Source organism: Citrobacter sp. RHBSTW-00029, from assembly GCF_014104295.1.
GTDB lineage: Bacteria > Pseudomonadota > Gammaproteobacteria > Enterobacterales > Enterobacteriaceae > Citrobacter > Citrobacter youngae.
Map to the genome: position 1 here is coordinate 1,972,800 of NZ_JABXRT010000001.1, position 19,581 is coordinate 1,992,380.

At 51.5% G+C, this 19,581-nt stretch carries 20 protein-coding genes; 16 read left to right on the plus strand and 4 right to left on the minus strand.

Annotated elements, in window-relative coordinates; translation table 11 throughout:
• The first annotated feature begins 31 nt into the window (after positions 1-31).
• From trpS to HV041_RS09790, 3 genes are all read left to right on the plus strand, one after another.
• Complete coding sequence (gene trpS / locus HV041_RS09780; protein WP_121584599.1) at positions 32-1,036, plus strand: tryptophan--tRNA ligase; 1,005 nt, start codon at positions 32-34, stop codon at positions 1,034-1,036.
• 202 nt (positions 1,037-1,238) lie between these two features.
• Positions 1,239-1,976: an SDR family NAD(P)-dependent oxidoreductase gene (locus HV041_RS09785; RefSeq protein ID WP_048211776.1), complete on the plus strand. Its 738-nt coding sequence runs from the start codon at positions 1,239-1,241 to the stop codon at positions 1,974-1,976.
• Positions 1,977-2,094: 118 nt separating this feature from the next.
• Positions 2,095-2,577, plus strand: coding sequence for a glutathione peroxidase (locus HV041_RS09790; RefSeq protein WP_048211777.1), 483 nt, complete (start codon positions 2,095-2,097; stop codon positions 2,575-2,577).
• Between the two features lie 139 nt (positions 2,578-2,716).
• On the opposite strand, the gene HV041_RS09795 is transcribed toward HV041_RS09790, so the two are convergent.
• Positions 2,717-3,091, minus strand: coding sequence for a hypothetical protein (locus HV041_RS09795; RefSeq protein ID WP_121584598.1), 375 nt, complete (start codon positions 3,089-3,091; stop codon positions 2,717-2,719).
• Between the two features lie 335 nt (positions 3,092-3,426).
• Positions 3,427-4,182 (minus strand): DeoR/GlpR family DNA-binding transcription regulator, encoded by a 756-nt coding sequence (locus HV041_RS09800; protein WP_048211778.1) that lies wholly within the window; start codon positions 4,180-4,182, stop codon positions 3,427-3,429.
• 87 nt (positions 4,183-4,269) lie between these two features.
• On the opposite strand from HV041_RS09800, the gene HV041_RS09805 reads away from it, so the two are divergent.
• The 10 genes from HV041_RS09805 (at position 4,270) to HV041_RS09850 (ending at position 13,385) form a co-directional block, all read left to right on the plus strand.
• Positions 4,270-4,854 carry an NUDIX domain-containing protein gene (locus HV041_RS09805; protein ID WP_101742555.1) on the plus strand — a complete coding sequence of 195 codons (585 nt, stop codon included), beginning with the start codon at positions 4,270-4,272 and terminating at the stop codon, positions 4,852-4,854.
• Between the two features lie 10 nt (positions 4,855-4,864).
• The gene (locus HV041_RS09810; RefSeq protein WP_061067842.1) at positions 4,865-5,224 is read left to right on the plus strand and encodes a DUF4406 domain-containing protein; all 360 of its coding nucleotides are present in this window, start codon (positions 4,865-4,867) and stop codon (positions 5,222-5,224) included.
• A 230-nt stretch (positions 5,225-5,454) separates the two neighbouring features.
• Positions 5,455-5,976: a ferric citrate uptake sigma factor FecI gene (gene fecI / locus HV041_RS09815; protein WP_048211780.1), complete on the plus strand. Its 522-nt coding sequence runs from the start codon at positions 5,455-5,457 to the stop codon at positions 5,974-5,976.
• Complete coding sequence (gene fecR, locus HV041_RS09820) at positions 5,973-6,926, plus strand: ferric citrate uptake sigma factor regulator FecR (protein WP_121584597.1); 954 nt, start codon at positions 5,973-5,975, stop codon at positions 6,924-6,926. The genes fecI and fecR overlap by 4 nt, the downstream gene beginning before the upstream one ends.
• Before the next feature lie 86 nt (positions 6,927-7,012).
• Complete coding sequence (fecA, locus tag HV041_RS09825; protein ID WP_121584596.1) at positions 7,013-9,337, plus strand: TonB-dependent Fe(3+) dicitrate receptor FecA; 2,325 nt, start codon at positions 7,013-7,015, stop codon at positions 9,335-9,337.
• Between the two features lie 74 nt (positions 9,338-9,411).
• A complete protein-coding gene (locus HV041_RS09830) occupies positions 9,412-10,314 on the plus strand; it encodes a Fe(3+) dicitrate ABC transporter substrate-binding protein FecB (protein ID WP_121584595.1) in 903 nt (300 codons plus the stop codon).
• Entirely contained in the window at positions 10,311-11,309 is a 999-nt protein-coding gene (gene fecC, locus HV041_RS09835; RefSeq protein ID WP_121584594.1) for an iron-dicitrate ABC transporter permease FecC, read from the plus strand. Before HV041_RS09830 ends, fecC begins: the two co-directional genes overlap by 4 nt.
• Entirely contained in the window at positions 11,306-12,262 is a 957-nt protein-coding gene (fecD, locus tag HV041_RS09840; protein ID WP_121584593.1) for a Fe(3+) dicitrate ABC transporter permease subunit FecD, read from the plus strand. The genes fecC and fecD overlap by 4 nt, the downstream gene beginning before the upstream one ends.
• On the plus strand, positions 12,263-13,030 hold the full coding sequence (gene fecE / locus HV041_RS09845) for a Fe(3+) dicitrate ABC transporter ATP-binding protein FecE (RefSeq protein WP_061067837.1): 768 nt from the start codon (positions 12,263-12,265) through the stop codon (positions 13,028-13,030). It begins immediately after the preceding gene.
• A gap of 220 nt (positions 13,031-13,250) precedes the next feature.
• Positions 13,251-13,385, plus strand: a complete 135-nt coding sequence (locus tag HV041_RS09850; protein ID WP_249424108.1) for a DUF4222 domain-containing protein — start codon at positions 13,251-13,253, stop codon at positions 13,383-13,385.
• Between the two features lie 186 nt (positions 13,386-13,571).
• On the opposite strand, the gene HV041_RS09855 is transcribed toward HV041_RS09850, so the two are convergent.
• Positions 13,572-14,948 (minus strand): hypothetical protein, encoded by a 1,377-nt coding sequence (locus HV041_RS09855; protein ID WP_121584590.1) that lies wholly within the window; start codon positions 14,946-14,948, stop codon positions 13,572-13,574.
• 644 nt (positions 14,949-15,592) lie between these two features.
• Positions 15,593-16,387, minus strand: coding sequence for a helix-turn-helix transcriptional regulator (locus HV041_RS09860; protein ID WP_121584589.1), 795 nt, complete (start codon positions 16,385-16,387; stop codon positions 15,593-15,595).
• Between the two features lie 152 nt (positions 16,388-16,539).
• On the opposite strand from HV041_RS09860, the gene HV041_RS09865 reads away from it, so the two are divergent.
• From HV041_RS09865 to HV041_RS09875, 3 genes are read left to right on the plus strand one after another with little or no spacing between them, the layout of a single operon-like run.
• Positions 16,540-18,504: an FUSC family protein gene (locus HV041_RS09865; protein ID WP_237558111.1), complete on the plus strand. Its 1,965-nt coding sequence runs from the start codon at positions 16,540-16,542 to the stop codon at positions 18,502-18,504.
• Complete coding sequence (locus tag HV041_RS09870; protein WP_040233557.1) at positions 18,494-18,709, plus strand: DUF1656 domain-containing protein; 216 nt, start codon at positions 18,494-18,496, stop codon at positions 18,707-18,709. The genes HV041_RS09865 and HV041_RS09870 overlap by 11 nt, the downstream gene beginning before the upstream one ends.
• Positions 18,706-19,569, plus strand: a complete 864-nt coding sequence (locus HV041_RS09875) for an HlyD family secretion protein (RefSeq protein WP_121584587.1) — start codon at positions 18,706-18,708, stop codon at positions 19,567-19,569. Before HV041_RS09870 ends, HV041_RS09875 begins: the two co-directional genes overlap by 4 nt.
• The last annotated feature ends 12 nt before the right edge of the window (positions 19,570-19,581 follow it).

A 19,581-nucleotide genomic window follows, 5' to 3' on the forward strand; every position in this document is an offset into this window, starting at 1 on the left:
CCCTTTCGGTTTTATGCTTAAGGAGTCTTCTATGAACAACAAATCCATCATCCTTGCCGGCGACCGCCCTACTGGGCCACTGCATCTTGGCCACTATGTCGGTTCCCTGCGCCAACGCGCGATACTGCAACACGACTATCAGCAGTTTGTTCTGGTCGCAGACCTGCAAGGTCTGACCGATAACGGCAGCAATCCACAAAAGATCCAAAATAACATACCCGAAGTGTTGGCCGATTATCTCGCTGCAGGTATTGATCCCTCACTCACCACCCTTTGTTTACAATCAGCACTACCTGCCCTTGCCGAACTCACCGCGCTGTATATGAATATCGTTACTGTGGCTCGCGTCGAGCGTAACCCAACGGTCAAAAATGAAATTGCGCAAAAAGGTTTCGCCCGTTCGCTTCCGGTCGGTTTCCTGGTTTACCCCATCAGCCAGGCAGCAGATATTACGGCGTTCAAAGCCAGCCTGGTGCCCGTCGGCGACGATCAGTTGCCGATGATCGAACAGACTAATGAAATCGTGCATAAGATGAATAGCCTGTTACCGACCCCCGTTCTGCATCACTGTAAAGCTATGTTAAGCGAAACCAGCCGTCTTCCTGGTATTGACGGCAACGCCAAGATGTCGAAATCACTCGGTAATACGCTGCTCCTGTCGGCAAGTGAAGAGACTATCCATCGCGCCGTCAGCGCAATGTACACTGATCCTAACCACCTAAAAGTGTCCGATCCGGGGCAAATTGAGGGTAATGTCGTGTTCACCTATCTGGATGCTTTTCACCCGGATAAGGCCAAAGTCGCAGAAATGAAAGTGAATTATCAGCAAGGAGGATTGGGTGATCGGGCATGTAAAAATGAGCTGGAGATGTGCCTGCAAGAACTCATCGCGCCCATGCGTGAGCGTCGGGCAACCTATATTCAGGATAAAGGTATGCTGATGGCGATGCTTAAAAAAGGCAGCGCGCAGGCCTACGACATCACACAGCAAACGCTAAGAGAAGTAAAACAAGGATTGGGATTGTCGGTATTTTAATCTTGATTGACGTCCCATCATGCATCCCCCCGTCGGTGTGCATTTTGCTTAAATCTGAGCTGAGCCCATTTTGAGAACGATATAACGCATGCAAACCGCTATTTATATCCCGCCGTAAATGGCACTAACGGGAAGATGTGACCCCGTATCACCATGCTATATATCCAGCGACACAAACTCATCACGAAAGGGAAGCATCGTTATGTTGAAAGGTAAAAGAGCCGTTATCACCGGCGGCGGAGGAGGATTTGGTCAGGCGTTGTGCGTTTGGTTGGCTCGAGAAGGCGTCAACGTGGATTTTTCTGCCCGGCGGGTTGAGGATATTCACAAAACCTGCAGCATCATCGCCGCTGAAGGTGGTGTTGCAAAAGGGTATCTGTGTGATTTAACCCAGCCTGAATCTATTTCTCAGTTTGCTTCACAACTCTTAGATATAGACAGGTCCATCGACATTCTAATTCTCAATGCTGCTCAGTGGTTATCAGGGACTATAGACGAACAACCGGACTCAGAAATCTACAATACCGTCAGCTCAGGCCTGACAGGTTCAATTCTACTAACACAGGCATTGCTTCCAGGATTAAGGCGCTCAGACAGTGCTGACATCGTTTCGATTATATCTGTATGCGGCATTCCGAATTTTACGGATTCAATTGCCCATCCCGCTTTTTTTGCCAGTAAACACGGGATGAGTGGTTTTACAACTAAACTGTCGGAACAGTTATCCAAAGAAAATATACGGGTAACCGGGTTATACCCACCGGATTTTGAATTGACCGGGTTAGATCCTCTTGTCGACACTCAATCCAGAATGGGAGAACATCTAATGAATGGGCGTTCTGTCTGGGAAACAATTCATTTTGTGCTGGCTCAACCGCGTAGTTGCCATATTAGTACCCTTTACTTTCAAGGACCCACTCGCGAAGATTTGGATCATTAGGGACTGAATCTGGCAGCACTAAACCGAGCGGACTCACCTCCGCTCCTCACTTGCCCCAGCAGCACCATGCTGTATGGCTATGCCGATGTCTGACAGGTCCTGCTCTGAGGAGTTCGCTATGACCACCTTTTATCAACTAACAGCCACCAGCCTGGACGGCCAGCGTATCCCTATGGCTGACTATGCTGGCAAGCTGGTTCTGGTGGTAAATACCGCCAGCCATTGTGGCTTCACGCCACAATATGCAGGTCTGGAAACGCTTTACAAAAAGTATGCAGCTCGCGGACTGGTAGTGCTTGGTTTTCCCTGCAACCAGTTCGGTAAGCAGGAACCCGGCGAAGCCGACGAAATCGCGCAGACCTGCCACATCAACTACGGTGTAAGCTTCCCGATGTTTGAAAAAGTGGAGGTTAACGGTGCCGCTACGCATCCAGTATTCCGTTATCTAAAAGACGAGTTGCCCGGCATGCTGGGGGGACGGATAAAATGGAATTTCACAAAATTCCTGATCGGGCGCGATGGCAAGCCGCTAAAGCGTTTTGCGCCGTTCACTACCCCGGAGAAAATGGAAACCATCATACTTGCTGCACTTGAAATCTAGGTATTATTGTCATTTGAAATGTCTGCCTGGTGCCAATAGCGGACCTTCCACCTATGACAGTTCGCTTTGTGCCATTAGCGGAGGTTGTCAATAACAAGTCTTAGTTGAACAACGGGGAGCTGGTCAGTATTTCTGCTCATCACTTTCGCAGACCAAACCGTATATAATTATGAGGGAATAAAGGTTTAATCATTATTTTATCATTAAAAATAAATAGGTTAGGTGATATGGCGATGACATCGTAGATATTATCCACAATGAGTTGTAGATGGGTTCTGAACACGGGTGCATTCGCATCATCCGCTATGACAAATACAGTTTCATTGCCTAAACCGCCCCCGTTAAACATATCATGACTAAGTTCATAATCGCTGAAGTCCATTTCCGACCATCTGAGATTACCGCTATGCCATGGATATTGATGAAAAATATCCATTATCGCGCTCAAATCATCCCCTTCCACAACATTAAAATCTGTCTTGAGCAGTTCCTTACATTCCTCAAACAATGTCATGTCCACTCCCTTTAGGCTTTATGGCTGTATCTTTTATCATAACCTCCCTGGAGGATTGTCTAAAGGGATTACGAACTTCTGCTCCTCGCTCAAAGCGGTCGCTAGTCCTACCCCATCCCCAACTAATGCCATAGTCAGTAAGATCCTTACCAAAGATCCCCTATTCATTGCCCTTTCCCTCCGACTTTACAAATATGTGCCATCTCACGAACAAACGATGGAAAGCGTGATTTTTACAGTGCTGGGCTATCTGCGACAGTTGCTGAACGGCCAGAGTGTACTGGCGTGGCTGTATCTGTTTTTTATGCGATTTCTCATGTTCGATTAACAGAGAATCACGCTTTGATAATGGTGATGCCCTTTCCTTCAATACTCCTTAACCAATTATCATCGGTTTCACTATCAACCACGATAGTATTGATTAGCCCTACCTCACCGATGACAAACGATGACGCAGCGTTGACCTTCTCCGGTGACACCAGTACGACCGTTTCCGCCGCTCTGCCGGAAAATGCACGTTTGATGCACGCTTCTTCATAATCACCCGTGGTTAATCCCGCTTCAGGATGAATACCCGTTACCCCCATGAAGAAAATATCCGCATGAATATTGCCGATGCCTTCAATAGCGGCCGCCCCTACACTGACAATGGAGTGCTTGTACAGTCGGCCACCGATCAAAATAACGTCAATCTCGGGTTTATCGACCAACCCCAGTGCAATGCTGGGACTGTGTGTCACCACGGTAATATGCAGATCGTCCGGCAGACAGGCAATCAGCTCTGATGTGGTCGTGCCGCCATCCACAATAACAACTTGTCCCGAAGAAATGAGTTCAGTGCCTTTGCGCGCGATCTTCATTTTCACATCTGTTTTTAATGATTTACGCTCGGAAAATGTCGCAACAGCTGAAGACGATGGCAAAGCACCACCATGAACGCGCTGCAATCGCCCTTCTGCGGCAAGCTCACGTAAATCCCGTCGAATGGTGTCTTCTGAAACGCCAAATCGATCACTCAGATTTTTCGATTGGACCTGCCCTTCAACCTGCAGTTGTTCAAGAATAAGGTGTTTACGTTGATGAGCGAGCATATGACCGTTCCTGTTTATGCATGTTTATACTTGTATTTGCACGATAATGCTGATTATGATGTCAACTCTACGGATCAAGGAGTCTTCATGCAACCTAAGCGTGCAGAAATACGCATCGTCGATAACCTAACATTATCCGATGACTGGTATTGTTTAAAAAAATACACTTTTGATATTCAACGAAGAAACGGTGATTGGCAGCGCCAAAGTCGTGAAGTTTACGATCGCGGCAACGGAGCCACGATTCTGCTCTATAACCGTGACAGGAAAACAGTGATCTTAACTCGTCAGTTTCGTTTTCCGGTATTTATAAATGGTCACGATGGCTATCTCATTGAAACAGCAGCAGGTCTTCTTGACAACATGGCTCCTGAAAAACGGATCAAAGCCGAAGTTGAAGAAGAAACCGGTTTTCGTGTATCCAGCGTACAGAAGGTTTTCGAGGCGTACATGAGCCCAGGCTCGGTCACGGAGAAGCTCTATTTTTACATCGCGGAATATGATGCTGCCGACAAGACAGGTGCCGGTGGTGGAATTGCGGCTGAAGGAGAAGATATCGAAGTGCTTGAGTGGCCGCTTGCAAGCGCACTTGCCGCAATTGAAAGTGGTCTTATCGTCGATGGCAAAACCATTATGTTGCTTTACCACGTCGCGCTGAAAAACATTCTATGAGGTTCTCTTTGTGAAACAACTTATTCTCATTGCTGGCCCCTACCGTAGCGGTACGGATGGAAAACAAAATCTTATCGATGCAAATCTTGCTCGCCTGGAAGATGCAGCGTTAGCGGTATATCAAAGAGGACACATTCCTGTAATTGGCGAATGGCTGGCACTACCACTGGCAAAAGCTGCCGGTTCTACGGCTATTGACGATGAAATCGGCGAATCTATGATCTACCCTGTTGCCCATCGACTTATCACCAAATGTGATGCGATTTACCGTATTAAAGGCGCTTCTAAAGGTGCTGATATGGACATCGATGTCGCACATAAGCATGGACTCACCGTTTATTTCCGCCTTGAAGACATCCCGTTGGCGTAATTTTATTGTGCTATTGCCTGCGAATGTGCAGGCAATTAAACCATCGCCAATGGGATCTATGACTCTCAGGAAAGATGGGGAGCGCAAGCGCGGGCAATAAGGGATGCTATTAATGCCAAAATCATAACCCCTTTAAAATGTCATTTCTATCTCATTTCATTTCCAATTGTAATGATAACCATTCTCATGTTAATGTAGCCGCGTGATAATTAACTTTTGATGCAATCCGCATGTCTGACCGCGCCACTACTACCGCTTGCTTCACGTTCGAGTCGCTTTATGGCACACATCACGGCTGGCTGAAAAGCTGGCTGACGCGCAAGCTCCAGTCTGCCTTTGATGCTGATGATATTGCCCAGGACACATTTTTACGGGTAATGGGCAGTGACTCGCTCAAGACTGTCCGCGACCCTCGTTCCTTCCTGTGCACTATCGCCAAACGGGTAATGGTCGACCTGTTTCGCCGAAACGCGCTGGAAAAAGCCTATCTGGAGATGCTGGCGCTGATGCCGGAAAATCTCGCGCCTTCGCCCGAGGAACGTGAGAGCCAGCTCGAAACCCTGCAACTCATCGACAGCATGCTTGACGGCCTGAACGGAAACACACGCGAAGCGTTTTTGCTTTCGCAACTGGAGGGGCTCAAATACAGCGAGATCGCGCTTAAGCTCGGCGTCTCCGTCAGCTCGGTGAAAAAGTATGTGGCAAAGGCTATCGAACATTGTCTGCTGTTTCGTCTGGAGCACGGCCTGTGAACGCTTCTATCACCGATTCTCGCCGTCAGGCTTTGCGCTCGGCATCACACTGGTATGCGGTATTGAGCGGCGAGCGTGTCAGCCCACAGCAGGAAGCTCGCTGGCAACAATGGTATGAACAGGACAAAGATCATCAGTGGGCCTGGCAACAGGTTGAAAACCTGCGCAGCCAGCTCAGCAGCGTTCCGGGCGATGTCGCCAGCCGGGCGCTGCACGATACGCGCCTAACTCGTCGTCACGTCATGAAAGGGTTGTTGCTACTGCTTGGCGTGGGTAGCGGCTGGCAGCTCTGGCAATCTGAGGCCGGAGAAGGTCTACGTGCCGACTACCGCACCGCTAAAGGCGTGGTCAGCCATCAGCGGCTGGAGGATGGCTCACTGCTGACGCTCAACACACAAAGCGCCGCTGATGTTCGTTTTGATACGCATCAGCGCGCTGTCCACCTCTGGTATGGCGAAATTGCGATTACCACCGCAAAAGATGCGCAGCAGAGGCCTTTCCGCGTGGTGACCCGCCAGGGCCAGCTCACCGCATTAGGCACAGAATTTACCGTCTACCAGCAGGACAACGTCACGCGTGTTACCGTTCAACAGCATGCGGTTGAAGTCTTACTGGCAAACCGCCCGCAGGAAAAACGCATCGTCAACGCTGGCGAGAGCCTGCAGTTTAGCGCGTCTGAATTTGGTGCAATCGCCTCAGCGGATGATGAAAGCGCAACCTGGACCCAGGGTGTTCTGAGTTTCAGCGATAAACCGCTGGGTGAGGTCATTGCCACACTGGGCCGTTATCGCAACGGCGTGCTGCGTTGCGATCCGGCAGTGGCCGGGCTGCGCCTGAGTGGCACGTTCCCGCTGAAAAATACCGATGCGATTCTGGATGTTATTGCCCAGACACTTCCAGTTAAAATTCAGACTGTTACGCGATACTGGGTAAATATTTCGGCACTGTAAGAAAAATAATTCTCATTTTCATTGTCCTTTTTCCCCTTCTCATTCGACTCATAGCTGAACACAACAAAAATGATGATGGAGAAGGTATGACGCCTTTACGCGTTTTTAGCAAAACAACACCTTTGGTTAACGCCATTCGCCTGAGCCTGCTGCCGCTGGCTGGGCTCTCGTTATCTGCTTTCGCAGCGCAGGTTGATATTGCACCAGGCTCACTCGATAAAGCGCTAAACCAATATGCCGCACGCAGCGGAATTACCCTGTCTGTTGATGCCAGCCTGACGCGCGGCAAGCACAGCAACGGTTTGCACGGCGATTACGATGTTGAGAGTGGTTTACAGCAGCTGCTCCTGGGCAGTGGCCTGCAGGTGAAGCCGTTAGGGAATAACAGCTGGACGCTCGAACACGTTCCTGCGCCGCAGGAAGATGCGCTCACGGTTGTGGGCGACTGGCTGGGCGATGCGCGCGAAAACGACGTATTCGAACATGCCGGCGCGCGTGACGTTATCCGCCGTGAGGATTTCGCCAAAACCGGCGCGACGACCATGCGCGAGGTGCTGAATCGTATTCCTGGCGTTACCGCCCCGGAAAACAACGGTACCGGTAGCCACGATCTGGCGATGAACTTTGGTATTCGCGGCCTGAACCCGCGCCTTGCCAGCCGTTCAACGGTGCTGATGGACGGTATTCCGGTGCCGTTTGCCCCTTACGGCCAGCCGCAGCTTTCCCTGGCACCCGTTTCGCTCGGAAATATGGACGCCATTGATGTGGTGCGCGGCGGCGGTGCCGTACGTTACGGACCGCAGAGCGTGGGCGGCGTGGTGAACTTTGTCACCCGCGCCATTCCGCAAGACTTCGGTATCGAAGCCGGCATGGAAGGCCAGCTCAGCCCAACGTCCTCACAAAATAATCCAAAAGAGACACACAACCTGATGGTGGGCGGCACAGCGGATAACGGTTTTGGCACCGCCCTGCTTTACTCCGGCACGCGCGGCAGCGACTGGCGCGAGCACAGCGCGACGCGCATCGATGACCTGATGCTGAAAAGCAAATATGCGCCGAACGACGTGCATACCTTCAATAGTCTTCTGCAATACTACGACGGTGAAGCCGATATGCCCGGGGGCCTGTCGCGCGCGGATTACAACGCCGACCGCTGGCAATCTACGCGTCCGAACGATCGCTTCTGGGGGCGTCGCAAGCTGGCAAGCCTTGGCTATCAGTTCCAGCCGGACAGCCAGCATAAATTCAATATTCAAGGCTTCTACACCGAAACCCTGCGCAGCGGCTACCTGGAACAGGGCAAACGCACCACGCTTTCACCGCGCAATTACTGGGTACGCGGCATTGAGCCACGATACAGCCAGAGCTTTATGCTGGGCCCTTCCGCGCACGAAGTGGGGGTGGGATACCGCTATGTGAGCGAGTCGACGCATGAAATGCGTTACTACACCGCCACCAGCAGCGGACAACTGCCGTCCAGCGCCAGCCCTTACGATCGTGACACCCGTTCCGGCACCGAAGCGCACGCCTGGTATCTGGATGACAAAATCGATATTGGCAACTGGACTATCACTCCGGGTATGCGCTTTGAACATATCGAGTCATACCAGAACAACGCCATCAAAGGCACACATGAGGAAGTGAGCTATAACGCCCCGCTTCCGGCGCTAAACGTGCTTTATCACCTGACTGACAGCTGGAATCTTTATGCAAACACCGAAGGCTCGTTCGGCACCGTACAGTACAGCCAAATTGGCAAGGCTGTGCAAAGCGGCAATGTGGAACCGGAAAAAGCGCGAACCTGGGAGCTCGGCACCCGATACGACGATGGCGCGCTGACCGCGGAAATGGGGTTGTTCCTGATTAACTTTAATAATCAGTACGACTCCAACCAGACCAACGACACCGTTACAGCTCGCGGTAAAACGCGCCATACCGGGCTGGAAACCCAGGCCCGCTATGACCTCGGCACGCTGACGCCAACGCTCGACAACGTTTCAGTCTACGCAAGCTATGCGTACGTGGACGCCGAGATTCGTGAGAAAGGCGACACCTACGGCAACCAGGTGCCGTTCTCCCCGAAACACAAAGGCACGTTGGGCGTGGACTATAAGCCGGGCAACTGGACCTTCAACCTGAACAGCGATTTCCAGTCCAGCCAGTTTGCGGATAACGCCAACACCGTCAAAGAGAGCGCCGACGGCAGCACTGGCCGTATCCCAGGTTTCATGCTCTGGGGCGCACGCGTAGCCTATGACTTCGGTCCGCAGATGGCAGACCTGAACCTGGCGTTCGGTGTGAAAAATATCTTCGACCAAGAATATTTCACCCGCTCCTACGACGACAACAATAAAGGCATTTACGCCGGCCAGCCGCGCACGCTGTATATGCAGGGGTCGTTGAAGTTCTAAATCCCGTTTACCCGGCCTGCATGCTGTTTTTGTCGGCCGGGTAAACGACGCGCCACTCGACACAGGCCATTCACATGTTCACATCACTACGCACGCTATTCGCCGCTCTGCTGCTGCTCACCGGCAACGCTTTTGCCGCCACGGTTCTTGACGAACATGGCACCTTTACGCTTGATAAAACGCCACAGCGGATCGTGGTGCTGGAACTGTCGTTCGCGGACGCACTGGCAGCCGTCGATGTTAGTCCAGTCGGCATTGCCGACGATAACGACGCCACGCGAATTCTTCCAGAAGTTCGCGCCCATCTTAAACCCTGGCAGTCTGTCGGTACGCGCGCGCAGCCGAGCTTAGAAGCCATCAGCGCGCTGAAACCGGATCTGATCATAGCCGACAGCAGCCGTCATGCGGGTATCTACAGCGCCTTGCAGCAAATCGCACCGGTGCTGCTGCTTAAGTCCCGCAATGAAACCTACACTGAAAATCTGCAATCTGCGGCCATTATCGGCGAAGTGGTAGGCCAAAAGACACAGATGCAGTCACGTCTGGCGCAACACCAACAACAGATGTCAGCGTGGGCCAGCCAGTTGCCAAAAGGCACGCTGGTGTTGTTTGGTACGTCCCGGGAGCAGCAGTTCAACCTGCACACGCAAGAGACCTGGACCGAGGGCGTCCTGACCTCTCTGGGGCTGAAGGTGCCGGCGGCAATATCCGGTGCGTCTATGCCGTCTATCGGCCTGGAGCAGTTGCTGGCGCTCAATCCAGCATGGCTGCTGGTCGCCCACTACCGCGAAGAGAGCATCGTCAAACGCTGGCAGCAGGACCCGCTGTGGCAGATGTTAACTGCGGTACAAAAACAGCAGACGGCGTCGGTCGACAGTAACGCCTGGGCGCGGATGCGCGGCATTTTCGCGGCCGAACGCATTGCCAGTGACACGGTAAAAATCTTCCATCACCAGCCTTTATCCGATGTGAAATGACGGTTCTCAGACATCCAGCGCTGCAGTGGGGTCTTCCCCTTGCCGCGCTTATCACTCTCTTCTGGCTGAGTCTGTTTTGCTACTCGGCCATTCCTGTTTCTGGCGTTGACGCCATTCACGCTCTGCTGCCGGGCCATACGCCGACGCTTGCACAAGCGCTGGTGCAAAACCTTCGTTTGCCGCGAAGCCTGGTCGCCATTCTGATCGGCGCGAGTCTGGCTCTCGCGGGAACGCTGCTGCAGACCCTGACGCATAATTCAATGGCATCCCCTTCGCTGCTTGGTATTAACAGCGGCGCGGCGCTGGCGATGGCGCTGACCAGCGCTCTCAGCCCCGTGCCCGTTGCAGGTTACTCCATCGCCTTTATCGCCGCCTGCGGTGGCGGCGTAAGCTGGCTGCTGGTGATGACCGCTGGCGGCGGATTTCGCCACAGCCAGGACCGAAACAAATTGATCCTCGCGGGCATCGCGTTCTCGGCGTTTTGCATGGCCCTGACCCGCATCACCCTGCTGCTGACGGAAGATCACGCTTACGGCATTTTATACTGGCTCGCGGGAGGCGTATCCCACGCACGCTGGCAGGAGTTCTGGCAGCTTTTCCCGATGGTGGCGGTTGCCCTGCCGGTGGTGTTGCTGCTGGCTAATCAACTGAACCTGCTTAACGTCAGTGACAGCACTGCCCGCACGCTGGGGGTGAATCTGCCAAAGCTACGTTTGATCATCAATATTCTGGTGCTGCTTCTGGTCGGTGCCTGCGTCAGCGTGGCTGGCCCGGTTGCGTTTATCGGCCTGCTGATGCCGCATCTGGCTCGCTTCTGGGTGGGATTCGATCAGCGCAAGGTTTTACCGATGAGCATGCTTTTGGGCGCTACGCTGCTGCTGCTGGCAGATCTTCTGGCCCGAGCGATGGCTTTTCCTGGCGAATTGCCTGCCGGGGCAGTAGTGGCGCTGATTGGTGCGCCCTGCTTTGTCTGGCTGGTCAGGAGGCGTGGATGAAAATTGCGTTAGTCATTTTCATCGCCCTCGCATTGACGGGATTTTCGGTTCTGTCTCTGCAAATGGGGGTGATCGCCGTTCCCTGGCGCGCCCTGCTGACCGACTGGCACACCGGGCGCGAGTATCATTACGTATTAACGGCGTACCGCCTGCCGCGATTGCTGCTGGCGCTGCTGGTCGGCGCAGCCCTCGCGGTGGCAGGCGTTCTGGTTCAAGGGATCGTGCGTAACCCTCTGGCATCGCCGGATATTCTCGGCGTAAATCATGCCGCAAGCCTGGCCTCTGTGGGCGCGCTGTTGCTCTTGCCGTCACTACCGGTAATTGCCCTGCCGCTGCTGGCCTTTGCCGGTGGCATGGCAGGCTTGATTCTGCTGAAAATGCTGGCGAACACCAGCCAGCCGATGAAGCTCGCGCTCACGGGTGTCGCGCTTTCTGCCTGCTGGGCCAGCCTGACGGATTACCTGATGCTTTCGCGCCCACAGGATGTCAACAGCGCCCTGCTGTGGCTGACCGGCAGCTTATGGGGACGTGACTGGAGTTTTGTGAAGGTTGCCGCCCCGCTGCTGATGTTGTTTCTGCCGCTGAGCCTGGTTTTTTGCCGAGATCTCGACCTCCTGGCATTGGGCGATGCGCGTGCCACCACGCTCGGGGTGTCGGTGCCGCGTACACGGTTTCAGGCTTTACTACTGGCGGTTGCCATGACGTCAACCGGCGTGGCCGTCTGCGGCCCGATTAGCTTTATTGGACTCGTGGTACCGCATATGGTGCGCACCATTACCGGTGGGCGTCACCGCTGGCTGCTGCCCGTTTCGGCCATGACGGGTGCATTGCTGCTGGTGGCGGCCGACCTGCTGGCGCGAATTATTCATCCCCCGCTGGAGCTTCCGGCTGGCGTGCTGACCGCCATTATCGGTGCGCCGTGGTTTGTCTGGCTGCTTGTGAGAATGCGATAAATGACATTACGAACTGAAAATCTGACGGTCTGTTACGGGACAAACAAGGTGCTTGACGGCGTATCACTCGCACTGCCTACGGGCAAGATTACTGCGCTACTTGGCCCTAACGGTTGTGGGAAATCGACGCTGTTAAACTGTTTTTCACGGCTGTTAATGCCGCAGTCCGGCACCGTATTTCTTGACGACAATCCCATCAATACGTTCTCATCGCGCCAGCTTGCCCGCAGGCTGGCGCTGCTGCCGCAACACCATTTAACGCCAGAGGGGATCACCGTCCAGGAGCTGGTTTCCTACGGCCGCAACCCGTGGTTACCACTTTGGGGGCGTCTTTGTGCGCAAGACAATGCGCGGGTCAATCTCGCCATGAGCCAGACCCAAATCCATCATCTTGCCGACAGACGGTTAACCGATCTTTCTGGCGGCCAGCGCCAGCGCGCATTTCTGGCGATGGTCCTGGCGCAGGATACGCCCGTTGTCCTGCTCGATGAGCCAACGACCTATCTCGATATCAATCACCAGGTGGAATTGATGCGGTTGATGGGCGCACTCCGAGCCCAGGGGAAAACGGTAGTCGCAGTGCTGCACGACCTTAATCAGGCCAGCCGATACTGCGATCATCTGGTGGTCATGGCCAACGGACATGTGATGGCACAAGGCACACCGGAAGCAGTGATGAATCCTGGATTGCTGAGAAGCGTATTCAGCGTGGAAACGGAGATCCATCCCGAGCCGATATCTGGCAGACCGATGTGTGTGGTGAGGTAGATTGTGCAGGTCGTATGCAGTAAACCTCGGCTAAACGAAACGGGAACTGTGCCGCAGTGTCTTTCTGCCTGGCTCTGAATGCTTGCGATGAGCAATGCTCATCGTCCATCAACTTGTTTTAGAATGTTCGCTTTGTGCCAGAAGCGGAAGTTGGTGTCAGAGACTCCCTAAAATTTGATGGTACGTTTTGCAGGGATGCTTACACGTGGCGTTCGGTCGTGTGACATATATCCGCGACGGGTATGGCAGCGAATGCATTTGCTCTGAATACCGGTTCACGGGTGAATTTAAGTATCTTCCTGAGGAAACGGAGAAAAGCCAGGCAGCAGCTGTAAGAAAAAAATCTACGATCTAAAAACAGCTTTAACGGCAATCTACTCTAACACTCATGGAAGACAAAATGTCTATTAATGAGGTAAGTATGCAAATTGAGTTAGGGCGGATGAGTGGGAAATAAAAATTACATATGTAGTGATTGCAAACCTGCTACATGAAGGTAACTGCAAAAAGCATATTACCTTCCTTGTAGCTATAGATAAGGTTATTTCTCTTTCTCTTTCTCAGGCAAAACGCGGTCTATAATTTCTTTATTAATTTTAGATGTCGTATTAATCAATTCGTTTATTTTATCAATTTCCATTTGATGTGACTTCTTGTCTATGGAGCTAAGCGGTGATCTTAATACTGATTTAAGAATGTTATCCATGAATAATGATGATTTATCGGTATCGTTCTTATTGATTTCCTGCTTGAAAGATACAAGAGTTTCAGATAGCAATTTTTTATGTGCATAATCTTCACTGATGTTGTTTTGTTTAACATATTGTATGGCGCTAAATGCAAAGAAGCCTATTAATACTGGAATCATTGAGAATCGAGCAAAGAATAATAATAATAAGTTGGGCTCCTGGTCTGTAGGAGGATAAGAACTAACTTCATTCATCTTGACAAGCATATAAACCACGAATGCTATACATACGATTGCAGCTCCTATTGATACAAAGGCCCAAAACCTTTTGTTTTTATTTGCGGTTTTGTATGCATCTCTAAAGTGTCTTGATAGTCTATATGTTCCAGATAAATTCAATGCGGAATTAGCTTTAGAGTTCAATTCTTTCGCATTATTTATTTCACCAGATATAATAGTTTTTAATTCTTCAATTTCAGTTTTTTTATCAAGGAGGTTTTTAATCTCACTGGCAGACTCAGCAGATTTTTTAATGATTTCGCCTTGCATTGATTTGTTTGCATTAACGATATTATTTAATGTTTCTTCAACAGTTCTTAGCTTTTCACTAGATGATTCTATACCAATAAGTGCATCTCTGCTCTTTTTTAGTATGAATTCTATTTCAGAACCGGCACTTTCTAATTTTTTCGTCTCGGCGTTCAAGTCCGTAACAAGTTTAATGATTTTATCATGAGAATTTGCATTTCTTTCTGCTAACTCTCTGATTTGAGTTGCACTTATTTCAATTTCATTTTTCAGATCTACCACTTTGGCTATTTCATTAGAAGCTTGATTTTTAAACATAGCTATGGTGTTAGGTTGATTATGCGTGCCTTGGATAAACTTAGATATTCTTGAATACCTAATTAAATCATCATTGATAGTGGTAATGCTCCGATAAATATCATCTGAAAAAATATCAGAAATCATAGATGATATGTAGTTGTCCGTAAGTTTTAGTAGTGAAAAGATATTTTCTTTTTCTTCTTTTGTAAAGAATTCAGCATGTGCGAAAGGATGGAATTTATTGATTATGGAAATATGTTCGGACATATTTTCCAAGAATGTTCTTCTTCTGTTGGCAACGGTTATGTATTTAGGGTCACTTATGCTTTTTAGCATTCTTATAATTTTTTCAAAATTACCAAAAATAGATGCTGTAGTTGATGAAAATTCATTCAGAGTCATACTTTATCCATTTAGAAATTGTGTATTGCAAAATGTTTGAAAGAAAAACATTTTGAGGAAAAAAGCTCTGATAATCAAGTAAGTATTTTCAAGAGGTTGCATAATGATCCATTATCCTTCTTCGCCAGCGGGGGATTAACCCCAGCCATGGCTTTCCGGTTAACCGGATATCATTGGGTTCAATGCAGTACAAAAAATTGCCCGAAGCGCCACTAAAATACCCTGTAACCCACCACACGTACCGCAGGCGACCCTGCCGGTGAGCCATTCTGATTGCGCAGTCTGTCCGGCGAGCCACTGACTCACTGGAAGAGAAAACAACATATGGCCGCGCAGCGGCGCGGGGATGCCCCTCGCAGGAAAAGTGAGTGACGCTCCCGTCAACGGCATTCAGCGCCTCACACAACTGAAAACGGGGCCGGTATACGGGCTGGCTGAAACAGGCCTGTCATACCACGCTCCCCCCTGCCGAACGGGAACGCACACTGTTCAACATCGCCCGTATCGATGTCATGTGTTCCGTCACGCATTCTGCCGATGCCAGCGCTGAGACTCGTCTTTCAGGAGGGTCCGCTGCAGGCCGAGATATGCAGTTGCCCGCATCTTGCCCATGCGTAAATCAAGAGCCTCACACTTTATCAAGTCTATGAATCAGCCGTTTTGCGAACAGAAAAATAGTGCGCTGGCGTACTGCCCATGGTTTTTCTGAACATGGTGATAAATGCGTTAACCGACTCATACCCCAGGTTTGCTGCCACATTTTGTACTGACACCCCACTTGCCAGCTCCCGCAGGGCAATAATCAAGTGCAGTTGCTGACGCCAGCGACCGAAGGTCAGACCGGTTTCACGCAGCATTAAGCGCGCTAACGAGCGTTCGCTGAGTGCCAGTCGCTTTGCCCAGACTTTGAATGTGCTCCGGTCGTCTGGATTGCTGACTAACGCATCGGCCATAGCACGAATTTTAGGGTTCGCAGAGACCGGCAGGCTCAATTTCTGCTGTGGCATGGTCACGAGTTCATCAAGTGTCACTCTGGTTAGCCTGCCAACATGACTCTGTGGTGCGTAATCAACGCCTTCATTCGTTAAACGATCAACTAACTCTTTAATCAGTGGTGAAATGGCCAGCGTGCAGCATTTTTCCGGCAATGCGGCAGTGCCAGGTTCAATAAACAGATAGTTAAGGTGCGCATTCCAGGTCGCTTTGGCGCTATGTGGAACGCCGCCGGGGATCCACACCGCGCAATCGGGTGGCACAATCCAGATATCGTTTTCCGCACGACAAATTACCGCCCCATACAGAGCAATAATCAACTGCCCTTTACGGTGCGAATGAACCGGAACTTCGGCTGCGTAATCGACGAAATCGATATGACGAGCGACTGCCGGGCTCGACGTGCTGTCGGGATCAAACAAGGTATTGGCAAGTCGGGATGTCATGTTATTGGCAACATTTAGGTATTTTTTGACAGAATAGAGTATTTAGTGACGTGTGCAAACCGGGAATAATTCTCGGCATGAATACAATCATCCCCCAACACGTCCCTTTTTGGTACGCGATACGCCGCTGGTCAGGCAGCATAATCACTCCCATGCTACTGAGTGACGCCCATGCCCTGCTCTATTCCCTCAGGAGTTTTGCCGCTGCGATGCTCGCCTATTATATCGCCCTATCGATTGGCCTGGAACGGCCCTCCTGGGCCATCATCACCGTCTATATTGTTTCGCAAACTTCTGTGGGCGCTTCGCTGAGCCGGTGTCTCTATCGCCTGGTCGGCACCGTGGCGGGCGCAGGGGCAACGGTATTGATCGTGCCTACGTTTGTGAATATGCCGATTGTATGCAGCGTGATGCTGACAGGCTGGATAGCCTTCTGCCTCTGGTTATCCCTGCTTGACCGTACTCCCCGCGCCTATGCCTTTGTACTGGCCGGTTACACCGCAAGCCTGATTGGCTTTCCCGCCGTATCCGACCCAGGCTCGGTGTTTAACATTGCTATCATCCGGGTGCAGGAGATAACGATCGGTATCGTCTGCGCCGCGCTGATCCACCGGTACATTCTGCCAAGTCGGATATCAGGCCTGTTTAACAGCAAATTGACGCAGACGCTACACGCGGCACGACAGCATGCTGCCGATACTCTGGCGGGCAAGTCTGATAAGGTTTCAGCCCCCTTGCAACTCGCGCTTGCACTGCAATTCCTGCAGGGCATCAGCCACCACATCCCGTATGATTTTGCCCTTTCAGTTCCGGCCCGACAGGCCAGAAAAGCACTCCATGACAGGCTGGCGCGATTAGCCATCGTGAACGGCGAATTACGCGATCGCTTGCAGGTGATCGCGGATATGCCCGTCGAAATACAGACGCTGCTGAATGATGTTCAGGCCTGGCTCACCTGCGACAATGTCGGGAAACACAAAAGTACTGCTGAAGCCCTACAAAAACGTAGCACCCGGTTACTACAGAAGCGTGCGGTGCAATCACTGACCTTTGAGGACGCGCTGGGGGTGAACTTCTTAGGCTACATAGCGGAGTTGATTAGTCTTATTCACCAGTGTGAGCGCCTTTCGCAGGCTATATTTCACGCGGAACCCGAGACCATACGGGCGGAAGATAGCGCGGCGAAAGGATATATTTTTCATCGCGATCCCCTGAGTGCAATCCGGACGGCACTGGGCGCGTTTGCCATCATCCTGAGCGGCTGTCTGATATGGATCGACTCAGCATGGTCAGATGGCGGTACAGCGGTTTCCATTCTTGGGGTTTGTTGCACTCTGTTTGGAAGTTTCGACACGCCTGCACCCCATATTGTGAAATACATTATCGGCTCCTTCTGGGGCGTATTGATAAGTCTCATCTATAGTTTTGCCCTGCTTCCCCAGGTCAGCGATTTTCCCGTACTGGTTGCCGTGCTTGCTCCGGTCTACCTGCTTGCCGGGTCACTCCAGGCACGGCCGCCCACCACGTTTATGGCGATGGGAATAACGTTGACGCTACCTGTATTGTGCGAGTTGGGTGCGCATTACAGCGGCAACTTCGCCGATGCGGCTAACACCGCCATCGCGCTATTTTTCGCGACCGGTTTTGCGGTCTTTAGCATGAGCCTGCTGCAAACCGTGCAAGCCGACGCGGCGATAAACCGCCTGCTGAAACTTTGTCAGCGTGATATCCGCCGGAGCGTGAACGGCGTATTTAAAGGAGATGAAATGCACTGGACCAATCTGATGATTGATCGAGCTGCCTTGCTGCTGCCACGCATACCGCGTAGCAGGCCATCATCCGCTCGGGCACTTGTTCACCTGATGCACTTTCTGCGCATTGGCCTCGGTGTGATGCATCTTCGCCGCTGCGACATGCCCTCAGGCTGTGGCATCAACGCCATCCTTTATGACCTTACCCGCTCTACGGAGACTGAAGCCTTGCGCGAGCGCATCGCGGAGATAACCGTTCAATACTTGCCCGCCACTGATAAACCATCGCGCCAGTTAGTCGACAAACTGGTTGATTTGCACTGCGCGTTACGAACGCAGGACGAGGAATCCACAAATGATAAATGACATCAATATCGGGGGTGTTTTTTTTCCCGGTCTGCTGATGACTGTGCTCATCGCGCTGATCTGTACGCTATCACTCTTATTAATTTTCTCTTTCAGCAGGCTTTACCGACGTTTGCCCTTTCGCCCGTTGATTGATTTTTCGACTTTTATCATTAGTTGTTTCCTGCTTTTGCAGGGCCTGACCACTCTGGAGTTATTTGCATGAAATCTTTACTCTCTTTATTGGGTCGCTATGCGCTGACATTAAGTGCCGTTGCGGTGGCGACACTCGTGGCATTTATTTTCTGGAAACAGTATGCGCAAACACCCTGGACACGCGACGGGCGGGTTCGTGCGGATGTGGTGCAGATTGCACCGGATGTTTCCGGGCCGGTGAGTCGCGTGGCGGTCCGCGATAACCAGTGGGTTAACCGTGGCGATATTCTCTATGCCATCGATCCCCACTGGCTGAAGCTGGCCGTGCTGAGTTCACAGGCTGACGTTGAGGCAAAACGTCATGAGATGCTAATGCGGCAGGATGCGGCAAGGCGACGGGCGATGATCAAAGGGGTGATATCCAGTGAGGACATCCAGCAAACAGGCAGTGCGGCAAGCATCGCGGCGGCCAATTATCAGGGCGCACTGACCGCGCTGGAACTGGCTCAGCTTAATTTAGCGCATGCCACCGTGAGATCACCGGTGGACGGCTATGTCACACATCTCCGTCTTCGGCCCGGTGACTATGCCACCGCGGGAGAGACAAAAGTCGCCATTGTCGATGCGCACAGTTTCTGGGTGGTGGGCTATTTTGAAGAGACTAAACTGAGTCATATCCGCGTCGGGAAAACCGCGCAGATTTCACTGATGGGTTTTGATTCGCAGCTCATAGGCCATGTGGAGAGTATCGGGCGGGGAATTGGTGACAGCAACGATGAGACCGGCGGACTTGGGCTGCCGGATGTCAATCCCACCTTTAACTGGGTTCGGCTGGCTCAACGTGTACCGGTGCGCATCCAGTTAGATACCATGCCTGCAGGCATTGAGTTAGTGGCAGGATTATCCGCGAGTGTATCCATTATGCCTTAACAGGTATTAACA

Excerpts from the sequence above, each read along its gene's own strand:
- fecA (WP_121584596.1), top strand. The coding sequence starts at position 7,013 with ATGACGCCTTTACGCGTTTTTAGCAAAACAACACCTTTGGTTAACGCC.
- HV041_RS09870 (WP_040233557.1), top strand. The coding sequence starts at position 18,494 with ATGATAAATGACATCAATATCGGGGGTGTTTTTTTTCCCGGTCTGCTG.
- HV041_RS09785 (WP_048211776.1), top strand. The coding sequence starts at position 1,239 with ATGTTGAAAGGTAAAAGAGCCGTTATCACCGGCGGCGGAGGAGGATTT.
- HV041_RS09795 (WP_121584598.1), bottom strand. The coding sequence starts at position 3,091 with ATGACATTGTTTGAGGAATGTAAGGAACTGCTCAAGACAGATTTTAAT.
- fecD (WP_121584593.1), top strand. The coding sequence starts at position 11,306 with ATGAAAATTGCGTTAGTCATTTTCATCGCCCTCGCATTGACGGGATTT.
- fecI (WP_048211780.1), top strand. The coding sequence starts at position 5,455 with ATGTCTGACCGCGCCACTACTACCGCTTGCTTCACGTTCGAGTCGCTT.
- fecC (WP_121584594.1), top strand. The coding sequence starts at position 10,311 with ATGACGGTTCTCAGACATCCAGCGCTGCAGTGGGGTCTTCCCCTTGCC.
- HV041_RS09805 (WP_101742555.1), top strand. The coding sequence starts at position 4,270 with ATGCAACCTAAGCGTGCAGAAATACGCATCGTCGATAACCTAACATTA.
- HV041_RS09800 (WP_048211778.1), bottom strand. The coding sequence starts at position 4,182 with ATGCTCGCTCATCAACGTAAACACCTTATTCTTGAACAACTGCAGGTT.
- trpS (WP_121584599.1), top strand. The coding sequence starts at position 32 with ATGAACAACAAATCCATCATCCTTGCCGGCGACCGCCCTACTGGGCCA.
- HV041_RS09875 (WP_121584587.1), top strand. The coding sequence starts at position 18,706 with ATGAAATCTTTACTCTCTTTATTGGGTCGCTATGCGCTGACATTAAGT.
- HV041_RS09865 (WP_237558111.1), top strand. The coding sequence starts at position 16,540 with ATGCTACTGAGTGACGCCCATGCCCTGCTCTATTCCCTCAGGAGTTTT.
- HV041_RS09860 (WP_121584589.1), bottom strand. The coding sequence starts at position 16,387 with ATGACATCCCGACTTGCCAATACCTTGTTTGATCCCGACAGCACGTCG.
- HV041_RS09855 (WP_121584590.1), bottom strand. The coding sequence starts at position 14,948 with ATGACTCTGAATGAATTTTCATCAACTACAGCATCTATTTTTGGTAAT.
- HV041_RS09830 (WP_121584595.1), top strand. The coding sequence starts at position 9,412 with ATGTTCACATCACTACGCACGCTATTCGCCGCTCTGCTGCTGCTCACC.
- fecE (WP_061067837.1), top strand. The coding sequence starts at position 12,263 with ATGACATTACGAACTGAAAATCTGACGGTCTGTTACGGGACAAACAAG.
- HV041_RS09790 (WP_048211777.1), top strand. The coding sequence starts at position 2,095 with ATGACCACCTTTTATCAACTAACAGCCACCAGCCTGGACGGCCAGCGT.